We start from the raw sequence: 25,691 nt of genomic DNA, 5'->3' as shown, positions 1-25,691 counted from the left end.
AGCATCTACTCCTTCTATAGTTTGCATATAGAACGAAATAGCGGCTTTTAATGTGACATGGGACCATAGAATGTTTTTGTCCGGAGACATCTACATCTAAATAACAAGCCGGCTTTGGGGGCGGCTGCCTTCAAAGGTCTTCAATGAGCTATCGTGTCCCGTTAGCGTAATAGGTCATCCAACCGTCTGGTAAACGAGGCCTATGGCTCCAGAATCAAATGTCTTGTTTTCGATAAGTTTAAGATTGATCTTCTCTTTGAGACCTTGGAATAACGGCAACCCGCTGCCGATCAGGACGGGAGAAATCGTAATTTTATACTCATCTATTAAATCAAGCTGCATAAGGTAGTGTGCGAACCTAGGACTGCCGAGGATGACCATATCCTTGCCTGGTTGCTTTTTGAGCTTCTTGATCTCTAACTCGACATCTTCTTTCACCAATCTGGAATTGTTCCATTCGACATTCTCCAGCGTCGTGGAAAAAACAATTTTGGTTGTCTTTTCAATCCACTCGGCGTGATTCAGTTCATGCTGCGAAGCTGATGGGTTCGAAGGCACAGATGGCCAGTAGCTGTACATCATCTGATAAGTTCCACGTCCCCAAATGACTGTGTCGGCAGTACTCAGAATTTCTTTCGCGTGTTTCTCCAAATCAGCATCGTAGGATACCCAACCAATGTCCATTTCACCGTTTGGCCCTTCTACAAAACCGTCAAGCGATGCGTGCAAAAATAGAACGAGTTTTCTCATTTTCAGTTCTCCTTTGCTCATAGGGATATATACATTAACTACATTATAGAACATTTCAGCTTGTGGTTTCTTATGAATAGCTAATCACAAATGGAGTATTCTACGAACCCAGAAAAAATCCTTACTTTATACTCTACAAAACTGCCCGTTAGCTTGTTCCCGACCAATAAAAAGACCTTGAAAGGCATTTAGCCATTCAAGGTCTCATCTTCCTCGGTTCCTGCATAATTCTCCAAACTTGAAGCCCAAGTTTTAAAGGAATCTAGTATCTCTTCTAAATTTGTTGCTCCCCCTGCACCGTGAAACACTCCATCTCTCACAATACAATAGAACCAATCTTCTTCATTTCTCTCTTCTTCAATTGACTCAAACAGTACATCTTCTAAATAAGTATCTGTCAAGTCGATTTCGACAGACCAACCGGGATTATCCACAGTATCAATTTTCACACCGTATGAATGCTCCCAATCACCATTACAGTTTTCAAGATACCAGTTCTGAAGCCATTTTAATGTGTTCATCATATCTACCTCTTTTCGGAATTCCCTCAGATCTATAGACAAGCCAAACCACTTTTCCATAGCTAATCTATCCACAAATTTCTCCATCATTCATTAATAAAATATTGATTGATCATGATTGAAGATACTGTTACTCCATTATAACGAGAATACAATCCGCGACTGTATCCATTTATTGTGCTTGTTGCTCGTTTGTATAATACCTTTCATATTCTTTAGTCAGCATGTAACGCTCGACACCTTTGGAGGCATTCAACGCTTCCTTAGCGTGCTGGATAGCCTGATCGCGACAATTCAATTGGCGTTCTATTTCAGCAAGAAGTGCGGATCGCATCCATTGTCTTCTAATTGATTTCAGGTGCTCCCTTGCTTGTTCACTCTTCTCTTCCTCCAACAGTAAAAACGTCTCGTAATATGTACGGTAATCGGATCTGCGCATCTTGAGCACCGCTTGCCGAACGGCAGTTATGTCCTTGCAATAAACGCCGTAAGCTGCCTGATATATCGCTTGCCTCGATTTTTTTGTTGTCTGATTTCTAAGTTTCTCCATCGTTATCTCGACTTCATCATCCAGTCTGTTGGCAGTCACATAATAAATATAAATATAGGGTGTATGATGATTTTTACGCAAAAAAGCTTCCACACGGTCCATCCGGGTTTCCCAAGCCATGGGGTAGATAACGAGAATCGTAAACGCAATAAGTGTGGCGACAAGCACAGTGCCCACTATAAGAAAAACAGATTGTTCATTCCACAACATCACAAGCACAAATACAAATACAACGGAATAAAACGCAACATACCACTTGCTCATTCTCATCTTTCATTCCTTTCAGCATCTAAATCATGAAGTATCCATTATCACTCTGTCCATTACCCCGTAAGTGTATCAAGTTTGTCTCATTCTTTGTAATACAGATTCTAGGCTTAACGAAACCTTGATATAATGTTAACTTGCGTATGGGCTTCCCCATTCAATTGTAGCGAGGTGTTGATGTTTGAAAACCTAGCAGATTACTCTCTTGTTGTTGCTTCTATACCATACTGACTTAGTGAATGATAGATATAGAATTTATATTCTAGAGAGGAACCTTTTATGAGAAAGAAGATACTCGCATTAACGGCCGCCAGTTTTGCTTTGGCCATATCCATTGCTCCATTTCAAGCCCTGGCTGCAGGTTCGAAGTTTCAATCTGTTTCCCCCTCGTATACTTTTCCGGGAAGTGTTCTGTTTAACTCCTCCTTTGCTGATTTGAATGGCGACGGTAAAACAGATGCCGTCTATGGGGATATTTCTCAAAATCGCCTTATCATCTTATTAGGCAATGGAGACGGAACGTTCGGAGATACTCATGAATTAACAAATGGACTCAACAACCCGAGAGGGATCGTAGTGGAGGACTTTAATTTAGATGGTCATCCTGATCTGGCGGTAGTCAATTATGCTTCCGATACCGTCACTATCTTTAAAGGTCGTGGAGACGGAAGTTTCGAATCTCCCATATCGTACCCAACGGGCAACGGACCAGTGGGTCTAACTGTGGCGGATTTGAACGGTGATGGTCAAATGGATCTAGCGATCGCTGACAACGACTCAAATCAGATCAGACTCTTTTTCGGCAACGGAGAGGGAACCTTCCAAGCAGCTTCGACACTCATTTCATCCGGAACCCATCCTCAACATATCCTTTCTGCTGACTTTAATCTTGATGGCCGACCTGATCTGGCAGTAGCTAACAATGGCTCAGAGAATGTTAGTATTTTTCTTAATAGCGGAGATGGTACGTTTATAAGGAAGGACTATGGTCTGCCAGGAAGTATGCCGACCAAGCTGATATCCGGAGACTTTAATGGAGATGGTGTCATCGATCTCGCTGCTGCAGACAACGGTCTGGATGGGGTATTCGTTTTAATCGGCGTTGCAGGAGGCGACTTCTCCCCTCCCTCTATATATCCGTCCGGTAACGTACCGTTGGACATCACTGTTGGTGATTATGATGGAGATGGATCGCTTGACCTGGCCGTTTATAACCAGATGCCCTCCATGTCAACCTCTATTTTGAACGGTGCCGGTGATGGTACGTTTTTCACAAAGGAAGACTTCCCGTTTTATGGTTTTTTAAATTCAGGGGATTGGAACGGGACGGCTTAGATGACATCGCATATGCCAGCACAAATACCATCCATTTCTTAAACAGTCGCGCAGAAGGCGAACTTGGCTTTGATAATCCGTCATACTCCGTGAACGAGCATAAAGGTGAAGTTACAGTCACGGTGAGTCGTAGCGGGAGTAGTTACGGTCAGACGAAAGTACGGCTCAGGACCGTTGAAGGCACAGCGATTGCTGGCATTGATTTTACTTCAGTGGATGATATGATCGAGTTTAATGCTGGGGAGATCTCCAAGTCTTATACGATCCAGATTTTAGATAATAACTCATATTCCGGAGATCGTTCTTTTTCAGTAACTCTCTCCAATCCGACAAATGAAGCAACGCTTGGCAATCAAACGATCGCAACGGTAACGATTAATGAAGATGAATCCCCACCTGATGTGACGGCTCCCACGTTGATCCAACGAAATTTTCCGCTATAGATAACTACAGTGGCACACCGGATCAACTCGTTGGCTATGCAGGCGCAATCGACGAAGTTGGTGCAACCGTTCGGGCATATCCTTGGAAAAATTTGGACAACGACGATGTTGTCGATGAGAAGGAGCTGTCCCCCAATCATACTTGGGATGAGCAAAGCTGACGGTTCTGTGACTGCTACTGATATTGGCGATCTCTCTCCCGGTGATTACAAGTTCATCGTAACAGCAACAGATGATACTAACAATGAGTCGCCTCGTTCTGCTTCAGCTGCCGTGACGGTGACGCTAACTAATGGATTGGCACCGGATGTAACAATACCTGAATGGCCGGTGTATGCCAAGCTCACTGCTTCCAGTGTTACTAAAAACAGTGTAAGACTCCACTGGCCGCCTGTTTCAGATGATCGTGGTATTGACCATTATGAATTGACGCGAAATGGTGCTCCAATAGCAAAAGTTGGTGTTACAGAAGTGAACTATGAGGACAATGGGTTAACCGCTGACATGACCTATACCTACGCTATTTTCGCTGTAGACACTACCGGAAACAGAAGTCCAGCCTTGTCAGTAACCGTGAAAACCTTAGGCGAATCGATACCATCGACACCACCAACGCCATCTTCACCAGTCGCCACGTCGAAACCGACAATGCCTATCGTCTCGTTAATGGAAACCCGACTGAACAAGCTAGAGTTAGTCACAGGAACGAAAGCGCTCAGTCTGTCGCCAGTCTTCGATCCGAATGTTTTTGAGTACCAAGTCAAGACAACTGAGCCACAACTGAAGATAAATGCTGCAAGCTCTTCACCAAATGCTAGCATCTTTATCAAAGGTAAGGATGCAGAGGCAGACGGTAGTTTTTCTCTGAGATTAAATGAAGGCAAAAACAAAATCGAGCTTGTCGTGCAAGCTGAAAATGGATCAGTTTCTACGTACAGTCTATTCATTACTTACGAAGCTAAGACTTCTGACCTCAGCTTTAAGGACATAAAGGGACATTGGGCGAACAAAAATATTGAGCAAGCTATGGCTCTCGGCATCGTAAAGGGGGACCAGCACGGAAACTTTCATCCTGATCGTACGATTACGCGTGCTGAATGGACCGTGATGCTGATTCGGACTCTTTCTATTGGTAATGACATTCAAGTTTCTCCCCCTGAATATGATAGTTCTACCTTCGTTGACAGTGATAGCAACGCGTATTGGGCCAAGGAGTCAGTTGCTCAGGCTGTGGCTAGTGGCATCATTTCGGGATACAAAGATGGAACACTTCGGCTAACGAATCCCATTAGCCGCGCTGAGAGTGTCGTAATGCTCGGGCGGGCCATGAAATGGCAGACTGATTTGGATTTCGACTTGTCATACACTGACAATGCCAGCATCCCGAATTGGGCTAAACCGTATGCAGCCATAGCTCAGGAGAACCGTGTCATGACAGGAACGGACAACAACCGCTTTGCTCCAAAAGCACAGCTCACTCGTGCTGAAGCCGCCACGCTTCTCATCCGGCTTTCTGCACTTCTATAAACGCAAAAAGACGTCTTTGATCATCTTGAAGGATGATAAAGACGTCTTTTTATTGCAGCTGGATAGGTTAATATGTTATTCGCTCCTATATGCTATACTTTCACCTCGGCTTCCTTCTTGGTAAGACTGAACAAGCAACCGCTGCATGCTGTCCGGCGTCCCTTCATCGTTCCAATTTGATGCTACAGACCTTAAATGTTTTCCTTTATCCAAGAACGCAACTTATCAGCATAGAAAGAGCGTTCATCTGGATCGGACTGATAACCCTTTGACATATAAAGTTGATCATCCACATATCTGGGGTAAACATGGAGATGATAATGCCACACGTCTTGATTGCCAGCAGGTTCATTATGTTGCCGCGTAGAAATCCCATCACATCCATATGTATTTTTCATTGCAAATGCTGTAAGCTGAGCCGCGCGGTGAATTTCAACAGCGTAATCCGCAGGAAGTTCAAAGATGTTCTCGAAATGTTGATTGGAAACAACAAGAACATGTCCTTTATTGTTTCGCCACCATTTGCTTGCTATAAATGCCGTTACCTTTTCATTCTGATAGATGATATCCTTTTGTTTTGTTCCCTGGTTAGGTCGCTCGATACCCCAAATACGACAAAATGGACATTCGTATCCTTCTGGCTTATGTGAAAACGATGCAGTCATCTTACTCATTCAACTCCTTTCATATTTTTCCAACCAGCTATTAGACGCAGGCAACTTCTGATCGTTGCGTTATTTTGCCCGTTAGCTTAATGAATTTACGGACAAAGATCGATTAGATAGATGACTAATCGATAACCGGAACATATTCTTGTCCTGGGCTTGGGACAAGAATATGTTCCGATAAAACAAAGAAGCCGCTATATTAACGACCTCCAATGGGAATATGCTCTTGTCCCTCGACACGAGTCGGCGTATCTTTTTGTGCACGTCCACCGACCATCACTACTTTTTATTAAGTTCAACATGCTTTATGGGCTGGGCTATTTTTTATATCTGTCCTACAGCTCCTCCTTAAAGAGATGTCACTTTTAATTATCTATTCCGCCGGGCTGTCCGTTCGATGCCATCAACAATCGTTTGGAACAGTAGCGGTGGCAGATCATGTCCCATGCCTTCAAGCAACATGAACTCTGCACCCGAGATGGCTTGCACCGTATCTTTGCCACATTCGGGGACAAACATCGGGTCGTCCGCTCCATGAATGATTAAGGCTGGAACGTCTACTTTTGCGAGATGCGGACGACGGTCGCCAGAAACGGCAATTGCTGCGATTTGTCGCCCAACGCTGCCCGGGTCATAAGCTCGCTGGACTTCCTCACGAATAAGTGAACGATACTCGTTCTCTTCAAACGGATAGCCGGTGCCGGCAATACGTTTGGCAAAAGCCAGGCTGTGTGCCAAATATCCTGCCTCATCCTCCATCGGATTCGGTGCAGGTCGAGTCATCAACGCCATGACTTCCGGAGATGTCGGGGAAGCTCGGGATTTCCTGTTGTCGACATGATGGAAGTAAGGGATAGAACCCGTTCAGGGTATTTGCTGGCTGCAAGCTGGGCAATCATGCCGCCCATTGAGCGGCCAACGAAATGTGCCTTTTTGATCCCAAGGGCGTCGAGCAGTCCGACCGCATCGTTAGACATATCATCGAGTGTATATGGAATATCCGGGCGTTGTCCCGACATAAGTGTTTTGGCAAGTGCTTCGAAATCCAACGTAGCGTAATGGCTAAAGTGTGTGGATAGACCGGTATCACGATTGTCAAAGCGAATGACTCTAAATCCTCGCGTCGCCAACATCTCACAAAATGGAACTGTCCAACGAATCATCTGGGTTCCAAGCCCGGCAATTAGAAGAATGGCTTCGTCCGTTTCGTTACCATAGCTGTCATAGGCGAGATCAATACCGTTTACTTTCAAAATATTCATTTTTGTTTTCTCCTTCATTTAAATGACTTTAGAATGCATTCTCGGCTAATGTTTTGATATGGTCTCTGATATCTGGTGTCCAATCGTCAATCAATTGGTAAAAACGATCCTGATTCCCAGCATACAGTGCTCTCAAGGCCTCTTCGTGCTGAGGGAAATCGCCAGCCATTGCCGTCATAAAGCGATAACTTGCTTCTTGTGCCGCGCGAATCTTACTCTCATTTTCTCCAGAACGACGAGCTTCATCGACCAGTTTTCGCAAAGTTACAGAGGCTCCTCCGGGTTGAGATTTAAGCCAGTCCCAATGTCGTGGAAGCAGAGTAACCTCACCGGATACCACCCCCAACTTGGGACGACCGACCCGTCTTGTTGGTGGTTCACTTTCTTCCGCATCCGGTGCATGGCCAGTCTGATTGCTCAACCGTTGAAGTACCTCAGCTGTTTGTCCACGAAAATCAATATCAATTGGTTTTCCACTAAAATCGTCAAAGATAAGCAATTGGGCGAATTCCTTATCGTTCAGAGTCTCCTTTACGATAGCAACAACGTGCGGCAATGTCCCTTTGGCAATGTTCTTTCTCCCTACAAAGGCAGTACAACTTATTTGATTTGGTTCAGTCCGCATACTACTCCTCCTTATTTACAGCACTTTTTTAATTATTATACCCGGGTAAAAATAAAATATCAATATCACCCGGGTAAAATTATTTTATCTTGTAAATTCTTCACTCCACACTAGAGCATCATCTCTAGAAGACTCTATTTTGGCTTTACAGACATGCTTGTCTTTGCGATCCAGTTGATGTCCATTAACCAATGGTAATGTGACTCTGTTAGGTGATGTGCTTCATCCATGATTAAGATATTAAGATAACCCTTCTTAAATGAGATTTTTAAGCCTTATCTTTTAGAAGATTGACTATGAAATATTTCCTTATGCAAAAGTTCAACGATTCTTTCAATTTCAATTGAATTGGATGTTTCACGATAAAAAAATGCTGTCCATCAGCATATATGTATATATAAATCTAGGATTAGTCTTCATTTCCCTCTTCAATTTTACGATAAATAGTATGGGGCTATACGAATAACCATATTTTTTAACTACTTCCTAGGGGGAACAGAACGTGACACAGACTCGCAAAAATAAGATAGATTTAAGGTTCAAACTGTATTTGATCATTCTGGTTCCGCTACTGGCCATGGGTGGTCTAATCATTTGGACCACCATCAACTCCAGTGAAAATGCATCATTAATGACCATACAGTATAACAATCAGCAGCTGACAGTGAATACCGCCTCTCAACTAGGACAAGAATCGGAATTAATCAAGACATTATCCTCTACTGCTTCGGAGGAGAGCAACGAATACAAAAGTCTTAGAGACGAACTCGTTAAAGTTAGGCTTCAATCGGGAGCCTTATATGTTTATATGTATAACAAAACTTCGGACGGGTGGATTTACACCGTGGATGGGGCGGACTGGGACGATACGGAATATAGCCCTTATGGGACAGCAATGGAATTCAACCCCCAGACTCAGGAACGCTTGTTAAACGGTGAAGTCGTCACAACAGGCATTGTGGACGATCCAACCTGGGGACAACTATTGTCCTCCTTTACACCAATCAAGGATTCGCAAGGTACTGTTATTGGCTATCTGGGCATTGATATTTCTGCTAGTGCAGTGAATCAAGTCTCCGCGACATCCCTGAATAATGCTTATCGGACCATTATCCCGTTTTTTGTGATTGTACTGATTCTATCTTTGGTCATGATGCTATTCGTAGTAAGAGGCATTCTCAGACAAGTACGCGATATTAAGTCAAGCCTCGAACAGGTTGCTGATGGGAATCTCAAAGTCGTATCTACACATATGACAAATGATCAGCTCGGTGATATCAGTGATTTGATTAATGTCATGGTTTCCCAATTGACGAACATTTTGATGGGAATACAGCAAGGATCCAATACGTTGCAGCAGTCCTCGAAAAATATTGCGGAAACGGCTCAAACGAACCAGCGTCAGACCGAAGAACTTTCCAAAGCAATCGAAGAAATTGCTATAGGCTCCGTGAAACAGTCCGAAGAGACAGAACACTCCGTCCAGCACTCAGAGAATCTCGGAAAAATAATGGATGAAGTAGGTTCATATGTGCAACAGTTTACCCATACTTCAGAGCAGTTATCTGCCGTGCAAGTACAAGTTACACGTGAACATGAGATTCTGCTTGAAAAGAGCCGAGAGAATGCGAAGCGTGTTGAGCATCAGCAGGAAATTTCCAGTTCACTGACGACTCAATCGGAACTCGCTTCCTCCATCAGCGGACAAATTCACAACATTTTAAAACAAACTCAAATTCTATCGCTGAATGCTTCAATCGAGGCAGCTCGCGCTGGCGAAGCGGGTAGAGGCTTTGCGGTCGTTGCTGGTGAAATGGGACAGCTCGCTCAGCAATCCGAACGTTCGATCCAGGAGATTGATGAGATCCTGAGTTCATTTGTTCAAGAGATACATCGTATGGGAAGTCATTTTGATGCGAATATGGTTGCGGTCAAGGAACAAGAAGAACAGATCGCTGATTGCCTCCAGACGTTCAGACAGGTTAGCCGCTTATCGACCGAGGTGCAGGAGCTGGCTCAACGTTTGGAAAGCCGGACGGTGGATATGCACTCTATTCGTCAGGAAGTGGAGCAGCATTTGAGCTATATTGCTTCCGCAACCGAGGAAACTTCAGCCATGGCCGAAGAAGTCACGGCCAGTGCTGTGGAGCAGCAACGGTCGGCCAACGAACTGTCGAACATCTCCGGGCAGCTCGCCAGCCTTGCAGGGAACCTCAAATCATATTCCGATCAATTTCAGATCGAAGTCCCTAAATCAGATTCATAATAATGAAGACACTCGTACAGACCGGTATCGATATATACAAGGCGTGTTATCAGTAACGGAAATTTTTTGGACCATCCTTTTGCCGGATGGTCTTTTCTTTAATCTCGCTTTGCTCGACCAACGTTTCCCGTTAGCTTAAAGAAAAAATAACCAACTATTAGACGTGGGGGTTCAAGTCCCTCTATACCCGCTTCTTTAGGCATGTTGTTCTGCTTGCAGACTTGTAAGCCGATTTCTTGTTTCTGTAAAAGCCAGCCGCGTAGCGTTATGAGATAGGTATCGAAAAACTTCTGGTCGTATATGGAGATGAAGCTATTTTACGTGATAGCACATCAAAATCGGTAGCCTGTTCCGTAATTATAATAGGGGGCTTGCGAACTTCACCTCCGGAAAGCGGCTATCCGGCCCTTTCATCAAGACTCCGCCTTGATTCTTCAAATACATATCAAAGAAGTCCAGCATATAAGCATTGATAACGGCGTTCGCTCTTTCTGGCGCAATCTTTCCTGTAATGCCAAGCATTTTAAATATCGGAGAAATGAACTGTATATCGGTAAAATTTAAATGCTCCGAATTTGCGATATAGAGGAATTGTCCCCCTGAGTCGACCGATTCACGCATCCGTTCAAGCTCTACCTTTTTGTCTTCCGTTACTTGATCCATCCAAGTCTATTCCAACCGCGACTCGCGGATCGTAAGCAGCGTCATAGGCCGTTGCTCCGCCAATGGAATGACCGAACACCCCGACACGGCCGAGATCTATCCTCCCCTTTAGATGACTTGGAATCTGCCCCGATTGGATGAGCTCGAATTGGTCGAGCGTAAACGTTACATCGTCGGTTAAAACTTTTCCCAATTTGTCACGATTTCTGCTTTCCGTCCGGTAATCGTGGTCAGGCGAGAATAAGTCGTTGGTACTGCTGGTCGTGATTCGACCGTCCGGAAACTCGGTTGCAAATGTATTGTAGGTGTGGTCGATTACTGCCACGATATATCCGTGACTTGCAAGATTTTCGGCTTGCGACGTGTGGAGGAACCTGGAAGAGCCGAAGCCGGGATTCGCAAGAATCAGCGGGTATGAAGTTTGTGCCGGAGAGACTTCGGCCCCCGAATAAGCATGACTGGATACGTACTTCAGGTGTTGTAAAGTAAACCCGGGAAGGCCATAGTTCGCGGCCATATAACGTAGAATCTGGGTATCGAGAATAAAGGGTGCATACTTGCCGGTGCCAGCTTGACCCGGATACCATACCTGAACCATCAATTCTCTCTTACCACCTCTGGTTTCGCCGAAAATCTCTTCCCTATTTGTATCCACCAGATGAAAAGTTTGCGTTCCTACCTTAAATTCGCCTGTCGGTTCAGGTAGTTTAAATACAGGAAGAGCATACATGAGACCCGCTGTTACGACCAGCATTATCGCTATAGCCGTATAAGCTGAACCCAACATGAATCGCGGGATTCTTGTGTTGGCGTTTTTTTTAAAATAGCTATAGCTTGAAATGGCTGCAAAAATGATCGTTAAGCAATATGGGAAAAATAGCTGAACTCTGTATCCTTCCATCGTCCAATGAATGACAAGTACAACTGTGGCAATCCCGCTTGCAGCGAATACTGGAATTCTACGCCGTCCTTTTCTTAATAGGATTATCAAAGCAAACAAGCCGATGCTTGACAAAAAAAGCAACAGTTCAAACAGCCTCATGTCAATTCTCCTTTTAAAGAATTTCTATTTTCGTTTGTTCCAATATTATCCTGCCAGACTACCCTAAGCTATCGATTCAACTTACATCAACCTTGCAATTTTGTAATTCTACCTTGCGGTATGGAGGACACGTAAAAATGTGGAATTGATGCATACCAGCCTATGCATATTTAGATCACACTCTAAACGGTGATGACACAGTTCTTGTCCCCAGCTTTGAACAAAAACTTGGTTTCTTAAAACAAAAAAAGTCGCTATAATAGCGACTTTTAATGGGATAATGTTCTTGTCTCTCGACAACTGTATAATTAACTTCTCTCCAAATTCGATGCCCTTTATTTAACCAAACTTAGCCCTTTTTCTTTCTTGCTCTCATGACAAAGATGGAAATTGCCACAACTATTATTGCAACTACGATATACAAATCAATATCATGCTCAAACATAAACCACATCTTGTGTTCTAAGTTTACTTGTTGTTTGGGTTGAAATCCTTCGCCGAATAGTTCAGTTGCTTGGTTAAGGTTATTCATTTCGATTGTCGAACTGCACGGACTACTGCTTAATTCGCCATCCCCTTTGCTAATGTATATCAAGTATTTGTTGCCTTTCTTGAAATTAAAACCCCAAGTGTAGTTAGTTGCGACAATGATTTGAGAGTCAACTTCAGTATTCCAACTTCTTTCTACTTCCACTAAAATATATCTAATTTTCTCTTTTGTCCCTGTAAATCCCTCTTGCTTCAAGTCGACCTTTATTTGCTTTACTTCACCGTAAACAGCTCCACTGTATCTCTCTAACGATTCTTGGGGGCTTCCCGGCTCGGCACAGGACAAAGCTTTAGCATCTTGTCCATTTGATATAAAAAATACGGTAGTGAAAAAAAGTATTAACGTGAATAAACGAATTTTCAATTTTTCCACCTACTTCTCATCATGTTATTTCATACATCTTTATTAACATTTTTAACAGATGAAAAGTTGCACTAACCCGGGAACTGATTCTAATCCTCTTTTCGTAGTGCATCTGTGATACTTACTTTATTTAACCTATGCATCGGAGCAATGGTTGCAAGGACCGTCGTTAAAATTGCACCTACAAATGCAATACCGATACTGGACCATGGAATCGCCCAAACTGTATCCATAGCACCAGAGAAAAGGACATGAATTCCGTAATCCAGACCCGTTCCAATGATGATCCCAATAGTGCCGGCATACAAACCATAAAAAATTCCTTCTAAAATAATCATTTTCCTCACTTCACGCTGAATCATGCCAATGGCTTTAAGAACGGCAAACTCTTTCGTTCGAAGGATCAGATTCGTACTTACTGTATTTACGATGTTCAAAAAAGCAATCAAAACGATGACGCTGATAAAACCATAAAGCAAGATACTAAAGGTCTTTGCATCATTTTTAGCTTTAGCAACCTCCTCCACTCGATCAAGATAGTTAAAACCAGCATCTCTTTCTTTTAGTGACTTAAAGTAGTCAGTGATCCCTTGGTTCGATAGTTTAGGATTAGCTAGAACAAATATTCTGGAGTAAGCGTCGGTACCCATAATTTTGGAGTATACTTTCGGAGTTGTAATGAATGTAAGAACTTCACTACCATTATAGTCGTCCGACAACAAATCATGATCGACAATTCCGACAACGGTCACGGTATGATATCCTTTTTGGCTTCTGTCAAATGTTCGGATTTGGATTCGATCCCCAACTTTAAAATGGGTCTGATCGATAATCAGGTGTTTGCCATTCTCTGTTACCATACCTATTTTTTGTAGAAGGATAACGCCATCTTCCTGATCCATTTTCTCCTTGTTGATCTCCCCGGCCGTAAGCTTGGACTTCAGATCAGCCAATCCATTGTCACCATAGGATAAAAGGTAGTTATTACTTGTTCGAAACCCCTCCCCGTCAGCAACGGTATACCCTTCCTTTCTTAATTCGTAATATTTGGGATTGATCTTATCTTTAGGGATATTGGCCATCACTTGATCAATGTAAAACTTGTAAGCTTTCTGAACAGCATCAAACTGGGCAATATGCTCATACACCTTATCATCTATTCGTTTGGAAGGTCCATCATAGGATAATGAATAAGAATACTCGGTACCCGAGACCTGTGTGGTTTGCCGCATGAAATCAATTAACCCACTAAATACAATAAATAAAATGATGCTAATGATCATGGAAAAGGCTGTAATCCGGAATCGTTTCTTGTTCCGTTGCAAGTTTCTGCTGGCGAATTGCCCTATAACTCCGAACAACTTTTTAACGATTACGGAGTTTTGGACTTTTCCTAAATTTTCAACCTTTGTGCCTCCCGTATTCTTTAGCGCTTCTAAGGGAGTTACGCGTGCTGCTTGTTTTGCGGGTCCAATGGCTGAAAGAAATACGCTCAGCAAGCCCATTAGTCCTGCCGAGATCAGAATCGGTACTGAAATAACCATTCTCATATCGTTTAAGAAACCTAACGTCAACAAGCTAATATTGTAAAACAATAATTTCATAAAAAGGGTTCCCGTAATAAGCCCGACAGGTATGCCGATCAAGCTCAGCAATCCTGCTTCTTGCATCACAATTTTGCGAATTTGGCCTGGTGTAGCCCCAATGCATCTCAGCATGCCAAATTGAGAAATCCGCTCTAGTACAGAAATATGAAAAGTATTATAGATTACAGCAATTGTACAAATCATAATAATCACAATAACTGCGGCAAACGCTAGAATCAGACTGTTGTTCACCCCTTTATAAGTGCTTTTGCCGTACAATTTAAGCAGCTCATTATTATACTCAACTTTCACATTCTTCATAAAATTTTCTCTACCCAGTTTCATAGCAGAGCCTTGTTCGGCATTACCCAGCTGTAAAGAGGATATAATGGCTTCTGTCTTCTTTTGGATGTCATTCAAAGATTTCATTTGGACATAAACGAAGTATTTTTTCTTGCTGTTGATGGTGATATTATCGTTGAACGTAATGGCAGGAAAAATGTAGCTGGAAGACCAGTTCCCCGTTGGCGGCTTCATGAAGCCAACGATGGTATATTCTTTTTCGGATTGAGCCTGGAAGTTTTCATCCAGATCCCAGCCAAAATCACCAGTACCATTAATTTGCTTTTCTTCGCCGGTGGATGCCACTTTCCGAATGCCGAGGTTGAGCTTTATCGTTTCGCCCAGCTTAGGTTTCTCCGAAAAGTAACTCAAACTCGATGATGATAGGACAATCTCATTCGGATTTTTAGGCATCCTGCCTGAGTCGAGTTGAACCTGAAGCATATCGATCGCATTTGCATCATATTCTTTGACATTCAAGAATCGGTAAGGTGCGGCGAATGGATCTTCCTGCTTTTCCTTCTCTTCTGTTTCCTTAATGACAGCATACCCTTCCCTGCTAATGACGCCAGCGCTTTTGACGCTTGTATTGTTACTTATTTTCGGGACAGCTTCTTTTGAAATGCCATTGATGGAGACATGGTAATCTCCGAAGTCCTGTACGGTTTGTCTCATCGATTTATCCCAATAGCTCATCCCGACCGTTGCAATCGACGTAAACAGCGTAACTGACAAAATAATACCGAAGATCGTAAGCAGTGATCTTTTTTCTGACCCTTTAAATATTTACCGGTAAGGCCTGTGTAGCTGTTCAACGGTCACTCACCTCATTTGACTGTAAAAAGGCCCCGTCTTCAATTCTTACTACACGATCTGCGCTTTTTGCAATATTTAAATCATGCGTGATCATGATCAACGTCTGATGATATTTTTTAACGGAGAACGTAAGAAGATCCATAATTTCTTTACTGCTTTTGCTATCCAGATTGCCGGTAGGTTCATCCGCTAAAATAATCGAAGGTTTATTAATTAATGCGCGCCCAATAGCTGTTCGTTGCTGTTGTCCACCAGATAACTCGGATGGAAGATGGTGTTTCCGTTCGGTTAGGCCTAAGATTCCCATCAGTTCCTGCACATAACTTTCATCTACTCTTTTGTTCTCTAATAACATCGGTAACTTGATGTTTTCCTCAGTGGATAGGACCGGGATCAGATTGTAAGACTGAAAAATAAATCCTATTTTCCGTCTTCGAAATAAGGCGAGTTCCGTTTCACTTTTGGTATAAAGATCTGTTCCATCGATGATGACCTCCCCACTAGATGGGTGGTCTACTCCCCCTAAAAGATGCAGTAAAGAGCTTTTTCCCGAGCCGCTGGATCCAACAATGGCGACAAATTCTCCTTGTTGAACGGAAAAGTTAACATTTTTCAAGGCGTCCACCTTTGCCTCTGCACTTCCATACGTTTTGCACAAATTCACGGTTTTCAGTATTTCCACTTGTTTACCTCCTGGAGTTAAGTTCACGTTGCATGATTGTTATTATAAACATCGAAGCTTACAATAACGTGAAGGGGAAGCTTACGTTATCGTAAGCTTCCCCTTACAAATCCCCTTTATTAAACGAGATTCTGAATTCCGTTCCTTGCCCCGGCTCACTAGCAACAGTAATTATACCGCCCTGCTCTTCAATAATGGACTTGGTTAAGGATAAGCCAATGCCAATACTTTCTGACTTTGTCGTTCCTCCGCCCCGGTAAAACCGTTCAAATATGTGGGGTAAATCCTCAGGGGAAATGCCTTTTCCATAATCTCGAATGATTACCGTATTAAATAATGAATTCTCTTCTAAAGTAATATCAATGTCGCCATCGGATGGTGAGTGTTCCAGAGCATTTTTAATTAAATTAATAAAAGCTTCTGTAAGCCACTCTTCATCCGCCCGAATGGACATTTGTTCTCCCCATGAATGTATATGTTCTGCTCCCTTTGCTCAGATAACATTCGCAGCGATTGTACAGCATATGCAATCAAATCCCTTACCCGGATGCTCTCTTTTCGGAAGTTAATCGCTCCGGCTTCAACCCTTGCCAGCTTCAGTAAGCTAATAATCAGCCATTCCATTCGTTCAAGTTGTTGTCGGCTCCGATCCAGAAATTTTGTCCGCATTTCTTGTTTCATATCCGACTTGTTTAGTAAGTTCTCATTAAAAACGATGAGGGATGCCAGCGGCGTTTTGAGCTGATGCGAAATATCAGAGAGCAGGTTGCGTAGAAATGTTTTTTCTTGCTTGAGTTGTCGAAGACTGTTGTGTAATCTATCGGCCATCGCGTTGAAGTTTCGTCCTAATGCTCCGAAGTCTCCTTCTTTATTTTCCGGAAGCGGTTGATCAAGATTATGTTCCACAACCTGCTCGGCAACGAAGGAAATGGTGCGAATGTTGTTAAATATTTTGCGGTATTCCCATAACAACAAAAGTAAAAATGGAATAATAAACAGCAAAACTTGAGCTGCCGTTTTCAGGGGCAAGGCAGTATTCGAGAGTACAGGCTGATCTCCTACGGACATATCTTCCTTGTAGGCATATTGCGCCAGAATTCGTTTCCCAGCTGTAATTTCATTAGCTTGCGCCCCCTGAGTGATAAAATGAATCATTTCGTTTTCTAACTGAGGGTCCTGCTTTAAAACGTGACCAATCAGCGCAGCATTCTGATTAACCATTGACTTATTAATCTGGTTCATTTGATGACTCATAAACAAGAACATGAGTATCGCTAACATCAATTGTAATGCAATGACTTTAACGACGATTGACTTCCACTCCGGATTACGGACGACCTCAAACATGATTTATCGCCCTACGACATCTGTATTCCATTTGTATCCGACTCCTCGAACAGTAATAATATGTTTCGGTGCAGCAGGAATATCTTCAATTTTCTCTCTCAGCCTTCTAATATGGACTGAAAGGGTGTTGTCATCAATGAATTCTCCGGACATATCCCATAAACCGTTAAGAATAGTGCTTCTACTGCAAATTTGCTTGGGATGCGTCATTAACATCAACAACAAACGATACTCCATTCCAGTTAACATAAGTTCTTGATTACACTTCAGTACGATTCCTTCAAGAATTCGAACTTCAATATCTTGGGATATCCATTTATCCACTTCAGCTTCATCTTTGGACTTATAATTGCGCCTTAATACGGCTCTCATTCTCGAGATGAGTTCTTTGGTGCGGATTGGTTTGGTCATATAATCATCTGCTCCCAAATCAAGACCGGCAACAACATTTGCTTCTTCATCTAAAGCTGTCAAGAAAATGATGGGAATTTGAGATAATTGCCGAATTTCCTTGCATAAGGAGTAACCCGATCCATCTGGCAAATTTACATCCAATAAAATAAGATCTACAACTTCCTCCTTGAATGCCTTTCTAGCCTCTTCCAAACTACCTGCAACTATCACGGTGTATCCTTCATTCGTTAATGTATACTCCATCCCAAACACCAGATTCTCATCATCTTCAACCAGTAAAATTCGATTCATTACGCACCTCGTTTAATTCAAAAGCTATGATAAGCCATATCCATATGCCTCGTAAGTTATTGTATTATTGTATATATTATTGTATATATTATTGTACACCATCTAATAAATATATTTACACATGTTAAGTCTTCCATTGCGAACTATTCATCTAAAAAGTCACAGACATCCTCTTGTTGCTTCAATGCAAAAACACCTCCAAAAGGATCAACCCTTTGAAAGTGTTTTGAATTTTTTTATTTATTCTTCTGTGCAATAATGATATAGACAGGTTGGTTAGCAACTTGCGTTGGTGAATGAAACGTATCCATAACAGAAAAACCGGCCTGAACGATTTTCTCCTCCATTTCCTTCGATGAAACCCTTGGACCCTTAGACAGCTCTGACTTCTCTAATTCAATACATAAAAAGAGCCCTTTGTCTTTTAAAACTCTGTAGATTTCACTCAAGGCCATCGAAAGTGGTTGTACCTCGTGTAACGATATTGAAGCAACAGCTTTATCGAATATCTCGTTCTCTAATGGCATCTCTTTAATGTTTGCGGCAGTGGTTTCAATATTGGTTAACCCTTTTTCCTTAGCTTTTGCCTCTAGATACTGTAAAATATCATGATCGTAATCAAATGCAACTACCTTTTTCACATATTTAGCAAAAGAAAAGCTTATATAACCCGTACCAGCTCCAATATCTAATAGTTCGTCCTCTTTATTAAGCTGTATAAACTCTAATAACTCCTCTGCTGGGAACCTATCAATATTCTCCAAGTTCTTAATTTTACTTTCTAGTTTTGAATTCATTTTTTATGCTCCTCTTTTACAGATAATATATATCTACAATAACTATAATATAAGTAATAAGCTTTGTAAATAACAATGTTTATTTTAGCCCAACCTCAACGCCCGGGATAATCTAATCGGTAATCAAAACAAGTTCTTTCCTTTGACATATATTCATTATGAGCGGGGTGTTTCCTTGAATCAATCATAGCAGTTCTTCTATTTCTGATCTTTGACCATGAACTGTAACCTGATTTAATGCCATCTCTAAGTCCCTAAACTCTACCTCAGTTAAAGAAACATTGCAGGCTCCGAGATTTTCCAAAATGCGCTCCTTGTTTTTCGAACCGGGAATCGGTACGACGTGAGGATATTTGTGGAGCATCCATGCCAGCGAAATTTGGGCATTCGTTGCTCCCTTTCTAGAAGCTACATCACTGATTATTTCAAGCAGCGGTTTATTTGCAATGATATTTTCCTTCTTCATCTGTGGTACCCACTTGCGGACATCATCTCCCTCGAATTTTGTATCTACGTTAACCTTGCCAGATAGGTATCCGCTAGCAATCGGGGAAAATGGTACAAATCCGATCTTATTCTCTTCACAAAGTGGAATGATATCTTTTTCAAAGTTTCGCTCCATCATTGAATAAATACTCTGTACAGCAGTAAGCGGTGTAACCGCATGTGCTCGCATCATTGTTGTAGCAGACAGCTGAGAAACACCCCATCCACGAATCAATCCTTCTTTAATCAGCCTGCCCATGCATTCAGCTACATCTTCAACAGGAATATCCGGATTCACTCTGTGAAGATAATACAGGTCCATATAATCCGTTCTGAGTTTGTCCATTGATGCTACTAAATGACGTTTTACGGTATGATATAGTGACCCATCTTTTTCAGGTTCTTTAGTGTCAATATGCAGCTTAGTTGCTAGAACAACATCCTTACGAAATGGCTCCAAAGCCTTTCCCACCAATCTCTCATTGTGTCCCAGATCAAACATCTGACGTCCATAACCCTCCGCAGTATCAAAGAAAGTGCAGCCAACATTATATGCTTGATGAATGGCCGAAATACTGTATGATTCTTCCGGCACAGCACCGTAACCGTGGCTAAATCCCATACATCCCATACCCATTTCTGAAACCTTAAGATCTCCAATTTCTCTCATCTTCATAATAAACTGCCTCCATTTGTTTTAGCTATACAACGACCTCCGTTATTTGCCTGTTCTCTTGTTCTCAGCTTCTGGATAGCGATGGCCTACAATTTGAATCTTGTCTATCTCTTTATTGATTACCATCATCTCCTGTTCGGTGAAGACGATATTTCTTGCTGCAACATTTTCTGAGATTCTATTAACATTTGTTGTCCCTGGAATAGGAACAATATACGGTTTCTGAGCAAGAATCCATGCTAGTGCAACTTGCGCTATGGTTACGTTTTTCACCTCAGCCAGTTTATTCAAATAATAAACAATCACCTGATTCGCTTCCATCGCTTCCTTAGTAAACCGCGGAAGCTCGCCCCTGTTGTCGTTCTCGGTGAAAGAAGCATTCTTGTCTAATTTCCCGGTAAGAAATCCACGCCCAAGGGGACTATAGGCTACCAAGCCGATCCCTAATTCTTCGAGTACGGGGAAAATATCGCTTTCAATTTCTCGCCACCAAATCGAGTACTCACTCTCCACTGCAGTCAATGGTTCAACGCAATGTGCGCGACGAATCGTTTCAGCGCTTGCCTCTGACAACCCCCAATGAAGGATCTTTCCTTCTTTTTCAACTGCTGCATGGTCAAAGCCACTTCCTCAATGGGAACCTTGGGATCTACGCGATGGATGTAGTATAAATCGATATAATCCGTTTGTAATCTTTTTAATGACCCTTCAACCGAAAGGTGAATTGATTCTGGTCGGCTGTCAAGCTCATTCGTTAAGCCAGTGATCTTAAAGCCGCCTTTCGTTGCAATCTGCACCTTACTCCGCTGCCCAATAAGCGCCTCACCAACAAGCTCCTCATTTGTGTAAGGCCCATAAACTTCCGCTGTATCGAACATTGTGATGCCCGCATCAATAGCTGAGTGTACAACAGAAATCATTTCGCGACGGTCTTTTGCCGGTCCCCGATGGTAGTTTAGTCCCATACATCCAAATCCAACTTCAGAAGTCTCCAAACCGTTGTTTCCCAGTATTCTTTTCTTCATAATCGTTTCCTTTCCTAAGCGTTTTTTTAAACCGTAAATTTGTGTATTTTATATACTCTCATGGTAATTTCCAGAGTCAATAATTTCTAATGCTTATGGTGAATGTTTTATCATGCCTAATATGTATCGTATAATACTAAGTAAACAATTCATCAGATGAAATGCGGAAGGATGATATGAATTGGATATTCGTGTGTTTAAGTATTTTTTAACGGTGGCTAACGTTGGTAACATAACAAAAGCAGCAGAAATCCTTCATATTACACAGCCAACTCTAAGCAGGCAGCTTATGGATCTTGAAGAAGAATTGGGTACTCGTTTATTTGTACGTGGCAAGAGACAGATCACACTAACAAATAGCGGACTTTTGTTTCAGCAAAGAGTAAAAGAAATTGTTTCCCTCTTGGACAAGACAGAAAGAGATCTGGTGGAACAAAAAGATATGATTGGTGGAATTGTTTCTATTGGTTGTGTAGAGTCCACTGTATCCCGAGCTTTGCCAGAGCTGTTAGAGGAATTTTTTAATCAACACCCTAGGGTACAATATGAATTATATAGTGCAGACGGAGATGACATTCGGGAGAAACTTGACCGGGGAAATATAGATATCGGCATATTACTGGAACCGATTGAAACAGCAAAATATGACTATATTCGATTGCCTCATCAGGAAAAGTGGGGAGTTCTGATGAGACGTGATGATGCTCTTGCCCAGAAAAAATATGTTCGTATCCAAGACATCCTTTCCTTGCCCTTGATTATACCCCGACGTACAATTGTACAAAACGAAATTACAAGCTGGCTTGGTGTTGAGAATGATAGCCTTTGTATCTATGCATCCCATAATTTATTGACGAATGCGATGCTGTTGGTGGAAAGGAAACTTGGATATGCCATCTGTGTGAGTGGAGCATATACAATCCGGGAAAGTAATAGTACTTGTTTTGTTCCTTTTGAACCTGAACGAATAACGACTCATGTCATCGCTTGGAAAAGAAATAAGATTTTTAGTTCGGCTACTGCACACTTTATCCAATTTATAAAGGAAACCTATCCTTCGTAATATTCATTATCGATACTAAATGTGGCTATACTCCACGCTATTCTTGTCCCATAGGCTGCTAGGGTAAAAATGAATTAGCGGGCGTTTTTGCCTTTTTTGCGATCCCTACAAGTGCTTTCCTCGGTACGCAACACGAACTTTTAACGATAAAACAAAAAGAGAACCATCCTCAGTCGATTCTCTACATGACACCTGTTATTCTTTTTCAAACCACGTTTTGGCCTCTTGAGTGCTCAGCCTCCAGATTACGAACACAGGAAGAATGACCCCTATGATAAATCCGACATTAAGCCAGACTGCAAATTCAATCAAGCGTAATACAATCATGATGACTGATATTACAATAGCAGTTGTTCGTCCTGTCGCTGAAGGGTTTTGCATTCGAAAACCAACATATGCCGCAGCTACCCCCGTAGCAATCATCGTAATACTTATCCATTTCTTTAGAGAATCGGGGCTGCCAAATGAATATAATCCATTGATTACATTGAAAACGGCGGCAAGATATATAAGTATTTGGATCAAACGAACAGCAGCAGGTTGATGTGAGTCCGTTGCCTTCGTATTATTCATGAGTAATAGACCCTTTCTGATCATGTAATGACATCTTGCATAACCAAATATATAATCTGTTAACAGTAGTTCGTGCTTACGGTTTCTCGTCCAAGCTCTCTGCTCTGTTTCCCACTATTTTTACTATTGATTAAATACTAGGACCGTAGCGGAGCAAGTGAGAATTACTTGTGCCAATCTCAACATCTTGCGGCCCCATAAAGCCAATACGGTCGTTCCCGTCCATGATCTACGCTTAATCTCGCTGTACTGGTCGTTGATAATGGCTTCCGGGTCCTCGTATCCAAAAAAGTCTTATAACTACGGATATGTATCGTTTAATACCTTTGAATCTCAGTGCAAAATAAAAGTAGCACTAACCATAGATTAGCTATATTCATGTAAGCAATGAAAAAACACATTCTAATTTGGTATATTGCATGCTCCTGGATAAACCTTTTCATGAGTTGAGGTTTATCTATAGGAGAAAGCTTATTCACCAAAAAGAATGTGTTTTTCCTGTTTTAATATAAGGTTTGAATAATTTCTAAATTATGAAGCCTTTGCTGCAACAGCTTTTTGAATCAAAGCTTTTGCATCGTTATTAGAAAGTCCTTGTTTTGGCTGAAGCAGGTTTTTCTCTGCTGCACTGAAAATACCTTTGTCAATCAGTTTTGCCATAGATTTAACCGCATAGGTAGAAACGGTTTTCCCATCTTCATAACCTGCAATGATCGCAGCCGCATTTTTATCAGAAGCTTGATCTTTTAACAATTTAGCAAGAATGGTAGCAGCTTCTTCACGAGTGATCTCACGATCAGGATTGAAGTTACCACCGTAGCCTTGAATGAAACCAGCATGAGTAGCTTCAGCGATTGCATCTGCATATGCAGCGTTAGCAGCAACATCCTTGAATGCAGGTGCTGTAGCTACTTCGTTAAGTTTCAACAGGTCTACTAGAGCACTTACAAATTCAGCACGGGAAATGAATTCTGTTGTTGCAGGTGTTTCTGTTTGCTCTGTAGGTGCAGCCAGATTCGTGATACGTCCTTCTGTTTTAGCTTGAATAGCGCCGCCTTTATACGTATCTACAATGTACTGGTAGAATACATCCAGATCGATAGGACCTGCTAAAGATGATTTAGCATCCACTAGCACCTTATAGTTATCTCCACCTGCGGCCATAAAGTTGTTAACGACAGCCGTATATGTTTTTGCAGGATCAATAGATGTGCCATCTTCGAGAGTGAGGCCAGTAACACGTTCTGCAACAGGCTTATTGAAGTCTGCAGTATATTTCAGACCAGAGATCTGTAGAGTTTTGGTGTTTGGTGTACCGTCAGCATTGGTTCCCCATTGTTGCTGCAACAAAGTTTTAATTTGTTCACCAGTCAACTCCAGTTTCACCAGAGTATTGCCAAAAGGTTGGATTTTAGCAAGATCAGCAAAGGTCACATCGCCTTTTGGCAGATCCGCACGAATACCACCTGGATTCATAAATGCAAAGTCAGCAGCACTTGCCTTATCACCAAAGTCTGCTTCACGCATTGAATCTGCAATGAGGTTGCCAAGAGCGGCTTCGTTATTATAAGCATCTGTACGTGTTACAGAACCATCCGTTGTACCTACTGGTTTAGTCAGCTCAGGGTGCTTGTCTAATGATTTTTTAATAATAGCTAAAGATTCAGGGTCTTCTTTTACACCCTCTTGGAAAGTTGTTGTAATGGTAGCTGATTTCTCAGTTACATCCCCGGTAGCAGGGTCAATCATCAGCTTGATATCTTCAAATGCTGTACCATATGAATAAGCCTGAACGATCAATTTTCCGTTCACTTCACCGTTAGCTAAAGCGTGATTGTCACCTGCAACGATAACGTCAACAGGGGAATTTGCTGGTAAAGCTTTTGCCAGGTCAGCCGCTTCGCCAGTTGTTACGCCTTCTTTGGTTGTTGCTGGATCATGCGCCAAGACAACGATCGTTTCTACACCTTGATCTTGCAATTCTTTTGCATATTTATTAACTGCTTCAACTTCTTCTTCTGCGCTTAGGAAACGTACGCCTGCTGTACCAGATGGGGATACTTTAGCAGGTGTAGCCTTCGTCACTAATCCGATAAATCCAATTTTGACTCCGCCCAATTCTTTAATTACGTATGGCTTAATCAATGTTTTGCCGGTGGAGGTTTCAATGACGTTTGCATTGACATAATCAAATTTTGCACCAGCATGAGTAACCTTGCCTTCTTTTGGATCAAGACCACCAAAGATTTGTGCTTTTAATGCAGCGATACCTTGGTCGAATTCATGATTGCCCAGTGAAGCTACATCAAAGCCCATCATATTCATCCATTCCATCGTAGGCTCGTCACGATCCAGAGATGAAACTGGAGCAGATGCACCGACAGAGTCTCCATTATGGAAGAGTAGGGAATGTTCATATTTTGCTTGAGCTTCTTTTAGATAAGTTGCAAGAATTGGAGCAGATCCCGCCTTTTTATCACTAATCACCGAAGTCGTATCTAACTGACCATGCAGGTCGTTGATTCCGATTAAGTGTACTTCTACATCTGTACTTGCAGCAGAGACAGGACCTACTGCGCCTAACAGTTGGGAAAGTAATAGTGCAGCAGTGGCTACACGGATCGTACTTTTACCTACTTGTTTCTTCCATGACATGAGTTATAAAACCCCTCTCGAATTTTCGTTCCTGAGATATTTTAACATAAGTAAATACATTAAAATCATAGAATATATCAAATCTATGTAAAAAAGTTGAAAAATT

22 protein-coding genes and 2 pseudogenes are annotated in these 25,691 nt (G+C 42.0%); 5 read left to right on the top strand and 19 right to left on the bottom strand.

Annotated features, from left to right (window positions below; genetic code table 11):
• Positions 1-174: 174 nt before the first annotated feature.
• The 3 genes from ACTWJ7_RS18420 to ACTWJ7_RS18410 form a co-directional block, all read right to left on the bottom strand.
• On the bottom strand, positions 175-750 hold the full coding sequence (locus tag ACTWJ7_RS18420) for a dihydrofolate reductase family protein (protein ID WP_079345306.1): 576 nt from the start codon (positions 748-750) through the stop codon (positions 175-177).
• A 188-nt stretch (positions 751-938) separates the two neighbouring features.
• Positions 939-1,346 (bottom strand): immunity 53 family protein, encoded by a 408-nt coding sequence (locus tag ACTWJ7_RS18415; protein WP_443145735.1) that lies wholly within the window; start codon positions 1,344-1,346, stop codon positions 939-941.
• Positions 1,347-1,443: 97 nt separating this feature from the next.
• On the bottom strand, positions 1,444-2,085 hold the full coding sequence (locus ACTWJ7_RS18410) for a hypothetical protein (protein ID WP_301876990.1): 642 nt from the start codon (positions 2,083-2,085) through the stop codon (positions 1,444-1,446).
• A 282-nt stretch (positions 2,086-2,367) separates the two neighbouring features.
• Here ACTWJ7_RS18410 and ACTWJ7_RS18405 point away from each other — a divergent pair, with 282 nt between their 5' ends.
• The 3 genes from ACTWJ7_RS18405 to ACTWJ7_RS18395 are packed head-to-tail and all read left to right on the top strand — an operon-like array spanning position 2,368 to position 5,393.
• Positions 2,368-3,423 (top strand): FG-GAP repeat domain-containing protein, encoded by a 1,056-nt coding sequence (locus tag ACTWJ7_RS18405; protein WP_443145734.1) that lies wholly within the window; start codon positions 2,368-2,370, stop codon positions 3,421-3,423.
• Positions 3,405-3,866 carry a Calx-beta domain-containing protein gene (locus tag ACTWJ7_RS18400; RefSeq protein ID WP_443145733.1) on the top strand — a complete coding sequence of 154 codons (462 nt, stop codon included), beginning with the start codon at positions 3,405-3,407 and terminating at the stop codon, positions 3,864-3,866. The genes ACTWJ7_RS18405 and ACTWJ7_RS18400 overlap by 19 nt, the downstream gene beginning before the upstream one ends.
• A gap of 36 nt (positions 3,867-3,902) precedes the next feature.
• On the top strand, positions 3,903-5,393 hold the full coding sequence (locus ACTWJ7_RS18395) for an S-layer homology domain-containing protein (RefSeq protein WP_443146395.1): 1,491 nt from the start codon (positions 3,903-3,905) through the stop codon (positions 5,391-5,393).
• 191 nt (positions 5,394-5,584) lie between these two features.
• Here the strand turns inward: ACTWJ7_RS18395 and ACTWJ7_RS18390 are convergent, their stop codons facing one another.
• From ACTWJ7_RS18390 to ACTWJ7_RS18375, 4 genes are all read right to left on the bottom strand, one after another.
• On the bottom strand, positions 5,585-6,058 hold the full coding sequence (locus tag ACTWJ7_RS18390) for an HIT family protein (RefSeq protein WP_301876993.1): 474 nt from the start codon (positions 6,056-6,058) through the stop codon (positions 5,585-5,587).
• A gap of 372 nt (positions 6,059-6,430) precedes the next feature.
• Complete coding sequence (locus ACTWJ7_RS18385; RefSeq protein ID WP_443145732.1) at positions 6,431-6,847, bottom strand: alpha/beta fold hydrolase; 417 nt, start codon at positions 6,845-6,847, stop codon at positions 6,431-6,433.
• Positions 6,844-7,323: an alpha/beta fold hydrolase gene (locus ACTWJ7_RS18380; RefSeq protein ID WP_443145731.1), complete on the bottom strand. Its 480-nt coding sequence runs from the start codon at positions 7,321-7,323 to the stop codon at positions 6,844-6,846. The genes ACTWJ7_RS18385 and ACTWJ7_RS18380 overlap by 4 nt, the downstream gene beginning before the upstream one ends.
• Positions 7,324-7,351: 28 nt before the next feature.
• A complete protein-coding gene (locus tag ACTWJ7_RS18375) occupies positions 7,352-7,948 on the bottom strand; it encodes a DUF2239 family protein (RefSeq protein WP_079345296.1) in 597 nt (198 codons plus the stop codon).
• Positions 7,949-8,450: 502 nt separating this feature from the next.
• Here ACTWJ7_RS18375 and ACTWJ7_RS18370 point away from each other — a divergent pair.
• Positions 8,451-10,214 (top strand): methyl-accepting chemotaxis protein, encoded by a 1,764-nt coding sequence (locus ACTWJ7_RS18370; protein WP_301876995.1) that lies wholly within the window; start codon positions 8,451-8,453, stop codon positions 10,212-10,214.
• A 357-nt stretch (positions 10,215-10,571) separates the two neighbouring features.
• Here the strand turns inward: ACTWJ7_RS18370 and ACTWJ7_RS18365 are convergent.
• The 10 genes and pseudogenes from ACTWJ7_RS18365 to ACTWJ7_RS18320 all read right to left on the bottom strand — a co-directional run bounded on the left by ACTWJ7_RS18365 (position 10,572) and on the right by ACTWJ7_RS18320 (position 21,294).
• Positions 10,572-11,919 (bottom strand): annotated as a pseudogene (locus ACTWJ7_RS18365) (alpha/beta hydrolase family protein).
• 349 nt (positions 11,920-12,268) lie between these two features.
• A complete protein-coding gene (locus ACTWJ7_RS18360; protein WP_301876997.1) occupies positions 12,269-12,841 on the bottom strand; it encodes a hypothetical protein in 573 nt (190 codons plus the stop codon).
• An 80-nt stretch (positions 12,842-12,921) separates the two neighbouring features.
• Positions 12,922-15,510 carry an FtsX-like permease family protein gene (locus tag ACTWJ7_RS18355; protein ID WP_443146394.1) on the bottom strand — a complete coding sequence of 863 codons (2,589 nt, stop codon included), beginning with the start codon at positions 15,508-15,510 and terminating at the stop codon, positions 12,922-12,924.
• A gap of 61 nt (positions 15,511-15,571) precedes the next feature.
• Complete coding sequence (locus tag ACTWJ7_RS18350; protein WP_301877001.1) at positions 15,572-16,258, bottom strand: ABC transporter ATP-binding protein; 687 nt, start codon at positions 16,256-16,258, stop codon at positions 15,572-15,574.
• A 103-nt stretch (positions 16,259-16,361) separates the two neighbouring features.
• Positions 16,362-16,712, bottom strand: coding sequence for a sensor histidine kinase (locus ACTWJ7_RS18345; RefSeq protein ID WP_443145730.1), 351 nt, complete (start codon positions 16,710-16,712; stop codon positions 16,362-16,364).
• Entirely contained in the window at positions 16,661-17,605 is a 945-nt protein-coding gene (locus ACTWJ7_RS18340; protein WP_443145729.1) for a histidine kinase dimerization/phospho-acceptor domain-containing protein, read from the bottom strand. The genes ACTWJ7_RS18345 and ACTWJ7_RS18340 overlap by 52 nt, the downstream gene beginning before the upstream one ends.
• A 3-nt stretch (positions 17,606-17,608) precedes the next feature.
• Entirely contained in the window at positions 17,609-18,310 is a 702-nt protein-coding gene (locus tag ACTWJ7_RS18335) for a response regulator transcription factor (protein ID WP_079345282.1), read from the bottom strand.
• A 236-nt stretch (positions 18,311-18,546) separates the two neighbouring features.
• The gene (locus ACTWJ7_RS18330) at positions 18,547-19,107 is read right to left on the bottom strand and encodes a class I SAM-dependent methyltransferase (protein WP_079345280.1); all 561 of its coding nucleotides are present in this window, start codon (positions 19,105-19,107) and stop codon (positions 18,547-18,549) included.
• 184 nt (positions 19,108-19,291) lie between these two features.
• Positions 19,292-20,269 carry an aldo/keto reductase gene (locus ACTWJ7_RS18325; protein ID WP_079345278.1) on the bottom strand — a complete coding sequence of 326 codons (978 nt, stop codon included), beginning with the start codon at positions 20,267-20,269 and terminating at the stop codon, positions 19,292-19,294.
• Positions 20,270-20,311: 42 nt separating this feature from the next.
• Positions 20,312-21,294: pseudogene (locus ACTWJ7_RS18320) on the bottom strand (aldo/keto reductase).
• 181 nt (positions 21,295-21,475) lie between these two features.
• Between ACTWJ7_RS18320 and ACTWJ7_RS18315 the strand changes: the two are divergent.
• Entirely contained in the window at positions 21,476-22,357 is an 882-nt protein-coding gene (locus tag ACTWJ7_RS18315) for a LysR family transcriptional regulator (protein ID WP_301877007.1), read from the top strand.
• A 195-nt stretch (positions 22,358-22,552) separates the two neighbouring features.
• On the opposite strand, the gene ACTWJ7_RS18310 is transcribed toward ACTWJ7_RS18315, so the two are convergent.
• A complete protein-coding gene (locus tag ACTWJ7_RS18310) occupies positions 22,553-22,930 on the bottom strand; it encodes a hypothetical protein (RefSeq protein ID WP_301877008.1) in 378 nt (125 codons plus the stop codon).
• Between the two features lie 531 nt (positions 22,931-23,461).
• Complete coding sequence (locus ACTWJ7_RS18305; RefSeq protein WP_301877011.1) at positions 23,462-25,585, bottom strand: 5'-nucleotidase C-terminal domain-containing protein; 2,124 nt, start codon at positions 25,583-25,585, stop codon at positions 23,462-23,464.
• Positions 25,586-25,691: the final 106 nt, after the last annotated feature.

Origin of the sequence: Paenibacillus sp. 1A_MP2, assembly GCF_052244825.1 — a bacterium.
Taxonomy (GTDB): domain Bacteria; phylum Bacillota; class Bacilli; order Paenibacillales; family Paenibacillaceae; genus Paenibacillus; species Paenibacillus vandeheii.
This window is presented reverse-complemented; position numbering and strand designations above follow the sequence as displayed.

What these genes read in the sequence shown, in the direction of transcription:
- ACTWJ7_RS18420 (WP_079345306.1), bottom strand. Translation starts at nt 750, where the DNA reads ATGAGAAAACTCGTTCTATTTTTGCACGCATCGCTTGACGGTTTTGTA.
- ACTWJ7_RS18410 (WP_301876990.1), bottom strand. Translation starts at nt 2,085, where the DNA reads ATGAGCAAGTGGTATGTTGCGTTTTATTCCGTTGTATTTGTATTTGTG.
- ACTWJ7_RS18405 (WP_443145734.1), top strand. Translation starts at nt 2,368, where the DNA reads ATGAGAAAGAAGATACTCGCATTAACGGCCGCCAGTTTTGCTTTGGCC.
- ACTWJ7_RS18395 (WP_443146395.1), top strand. Translation starts at nt 3,903, where the DNA reads ATGCAGGCGCAATCGACGAAGTTGGTGCAACCGTTCGGGCATATCCTT.
- ACTWJ7_RS18390 (WP_301876993.1), bottom strand. Translation starts at nt 6,058, where the DNA reads ATGACTGCATCGTTTTCACATAAGCCAGAAGGATACGAATGTCCATTT.
- ACTWJ7_RS18380 (WP_443145731.1), bottom strand. Translation starts at nt 7,323, where the DNA reads ATGAATATTTTGAAAGTAAACGGTATTGATCTCGCCTATGACAGCTAT.
- ACTWJ7_RS18375 (WP_079345296.1), bottom strand. Translation starts at nt 7,948, where the DNA reads ATGCGGACTGAACCAAATCAAATAAGTTGTACTGCCTTTGTAGGGAGA.
- ACTWJ7_RS18345 (WP_443145730.1), bottom strand. Translation starts at nt 16,712, where the DNA reads ATGTCCATTCGGGCGGATGAAGAGTGGCTTACAGAAGCTTTTATTAAT.
- ACTWJ7_RS18340 (WP_443145729.1), bottom strand. Translation starts at nt 17,605, where the DNA reads ATGTTTGAGGTCGTCCGTAATCCGGAGTGGAAGTCAATCGTCGTTAAA.
- ACTWJ7_RS18335 (WP_079345282.1), bottom strand. Translation starts at nt 18,310, where the DNA reads ATGAATCGAATTTTACTGGTTGAAGATGATGAGAATCTGGTGTTTGGG.
- ACTWJ7_RS18330 (WP_079345280.1), bottom strand. Translation starts at nt 19,107, where the DNA reads ATGAATTCAAAACTAGAAAGTAAAATTAAGAACTTGGAGAATATTGAT.
- ACTWJ7_RS18325 (WP_079345278.1), bottom strand. Translation starts at nt 20,269, where the DNA reads ATGAAGATGAGAGAAATTGGAGATCTTAAGGTTTCAGAAATGGGTATG.
- ACTWJ7_RS18310 (WP_301877008.1), bottom strand. Translation starts at nt 22,930, where the DNA reads ATGAATAATACGAAGGCAACGGACTCACATCAACCTGCTGCTGTTCGT.
- ACTWJ7_RS18305 (WP_301877011.1), bottom strand. Translation starts at nt 25,585, where the DNA reads ATGTCATGGAAGAAACAAGTAGGTAAAAGTACGATCCGTGTAGCCACT.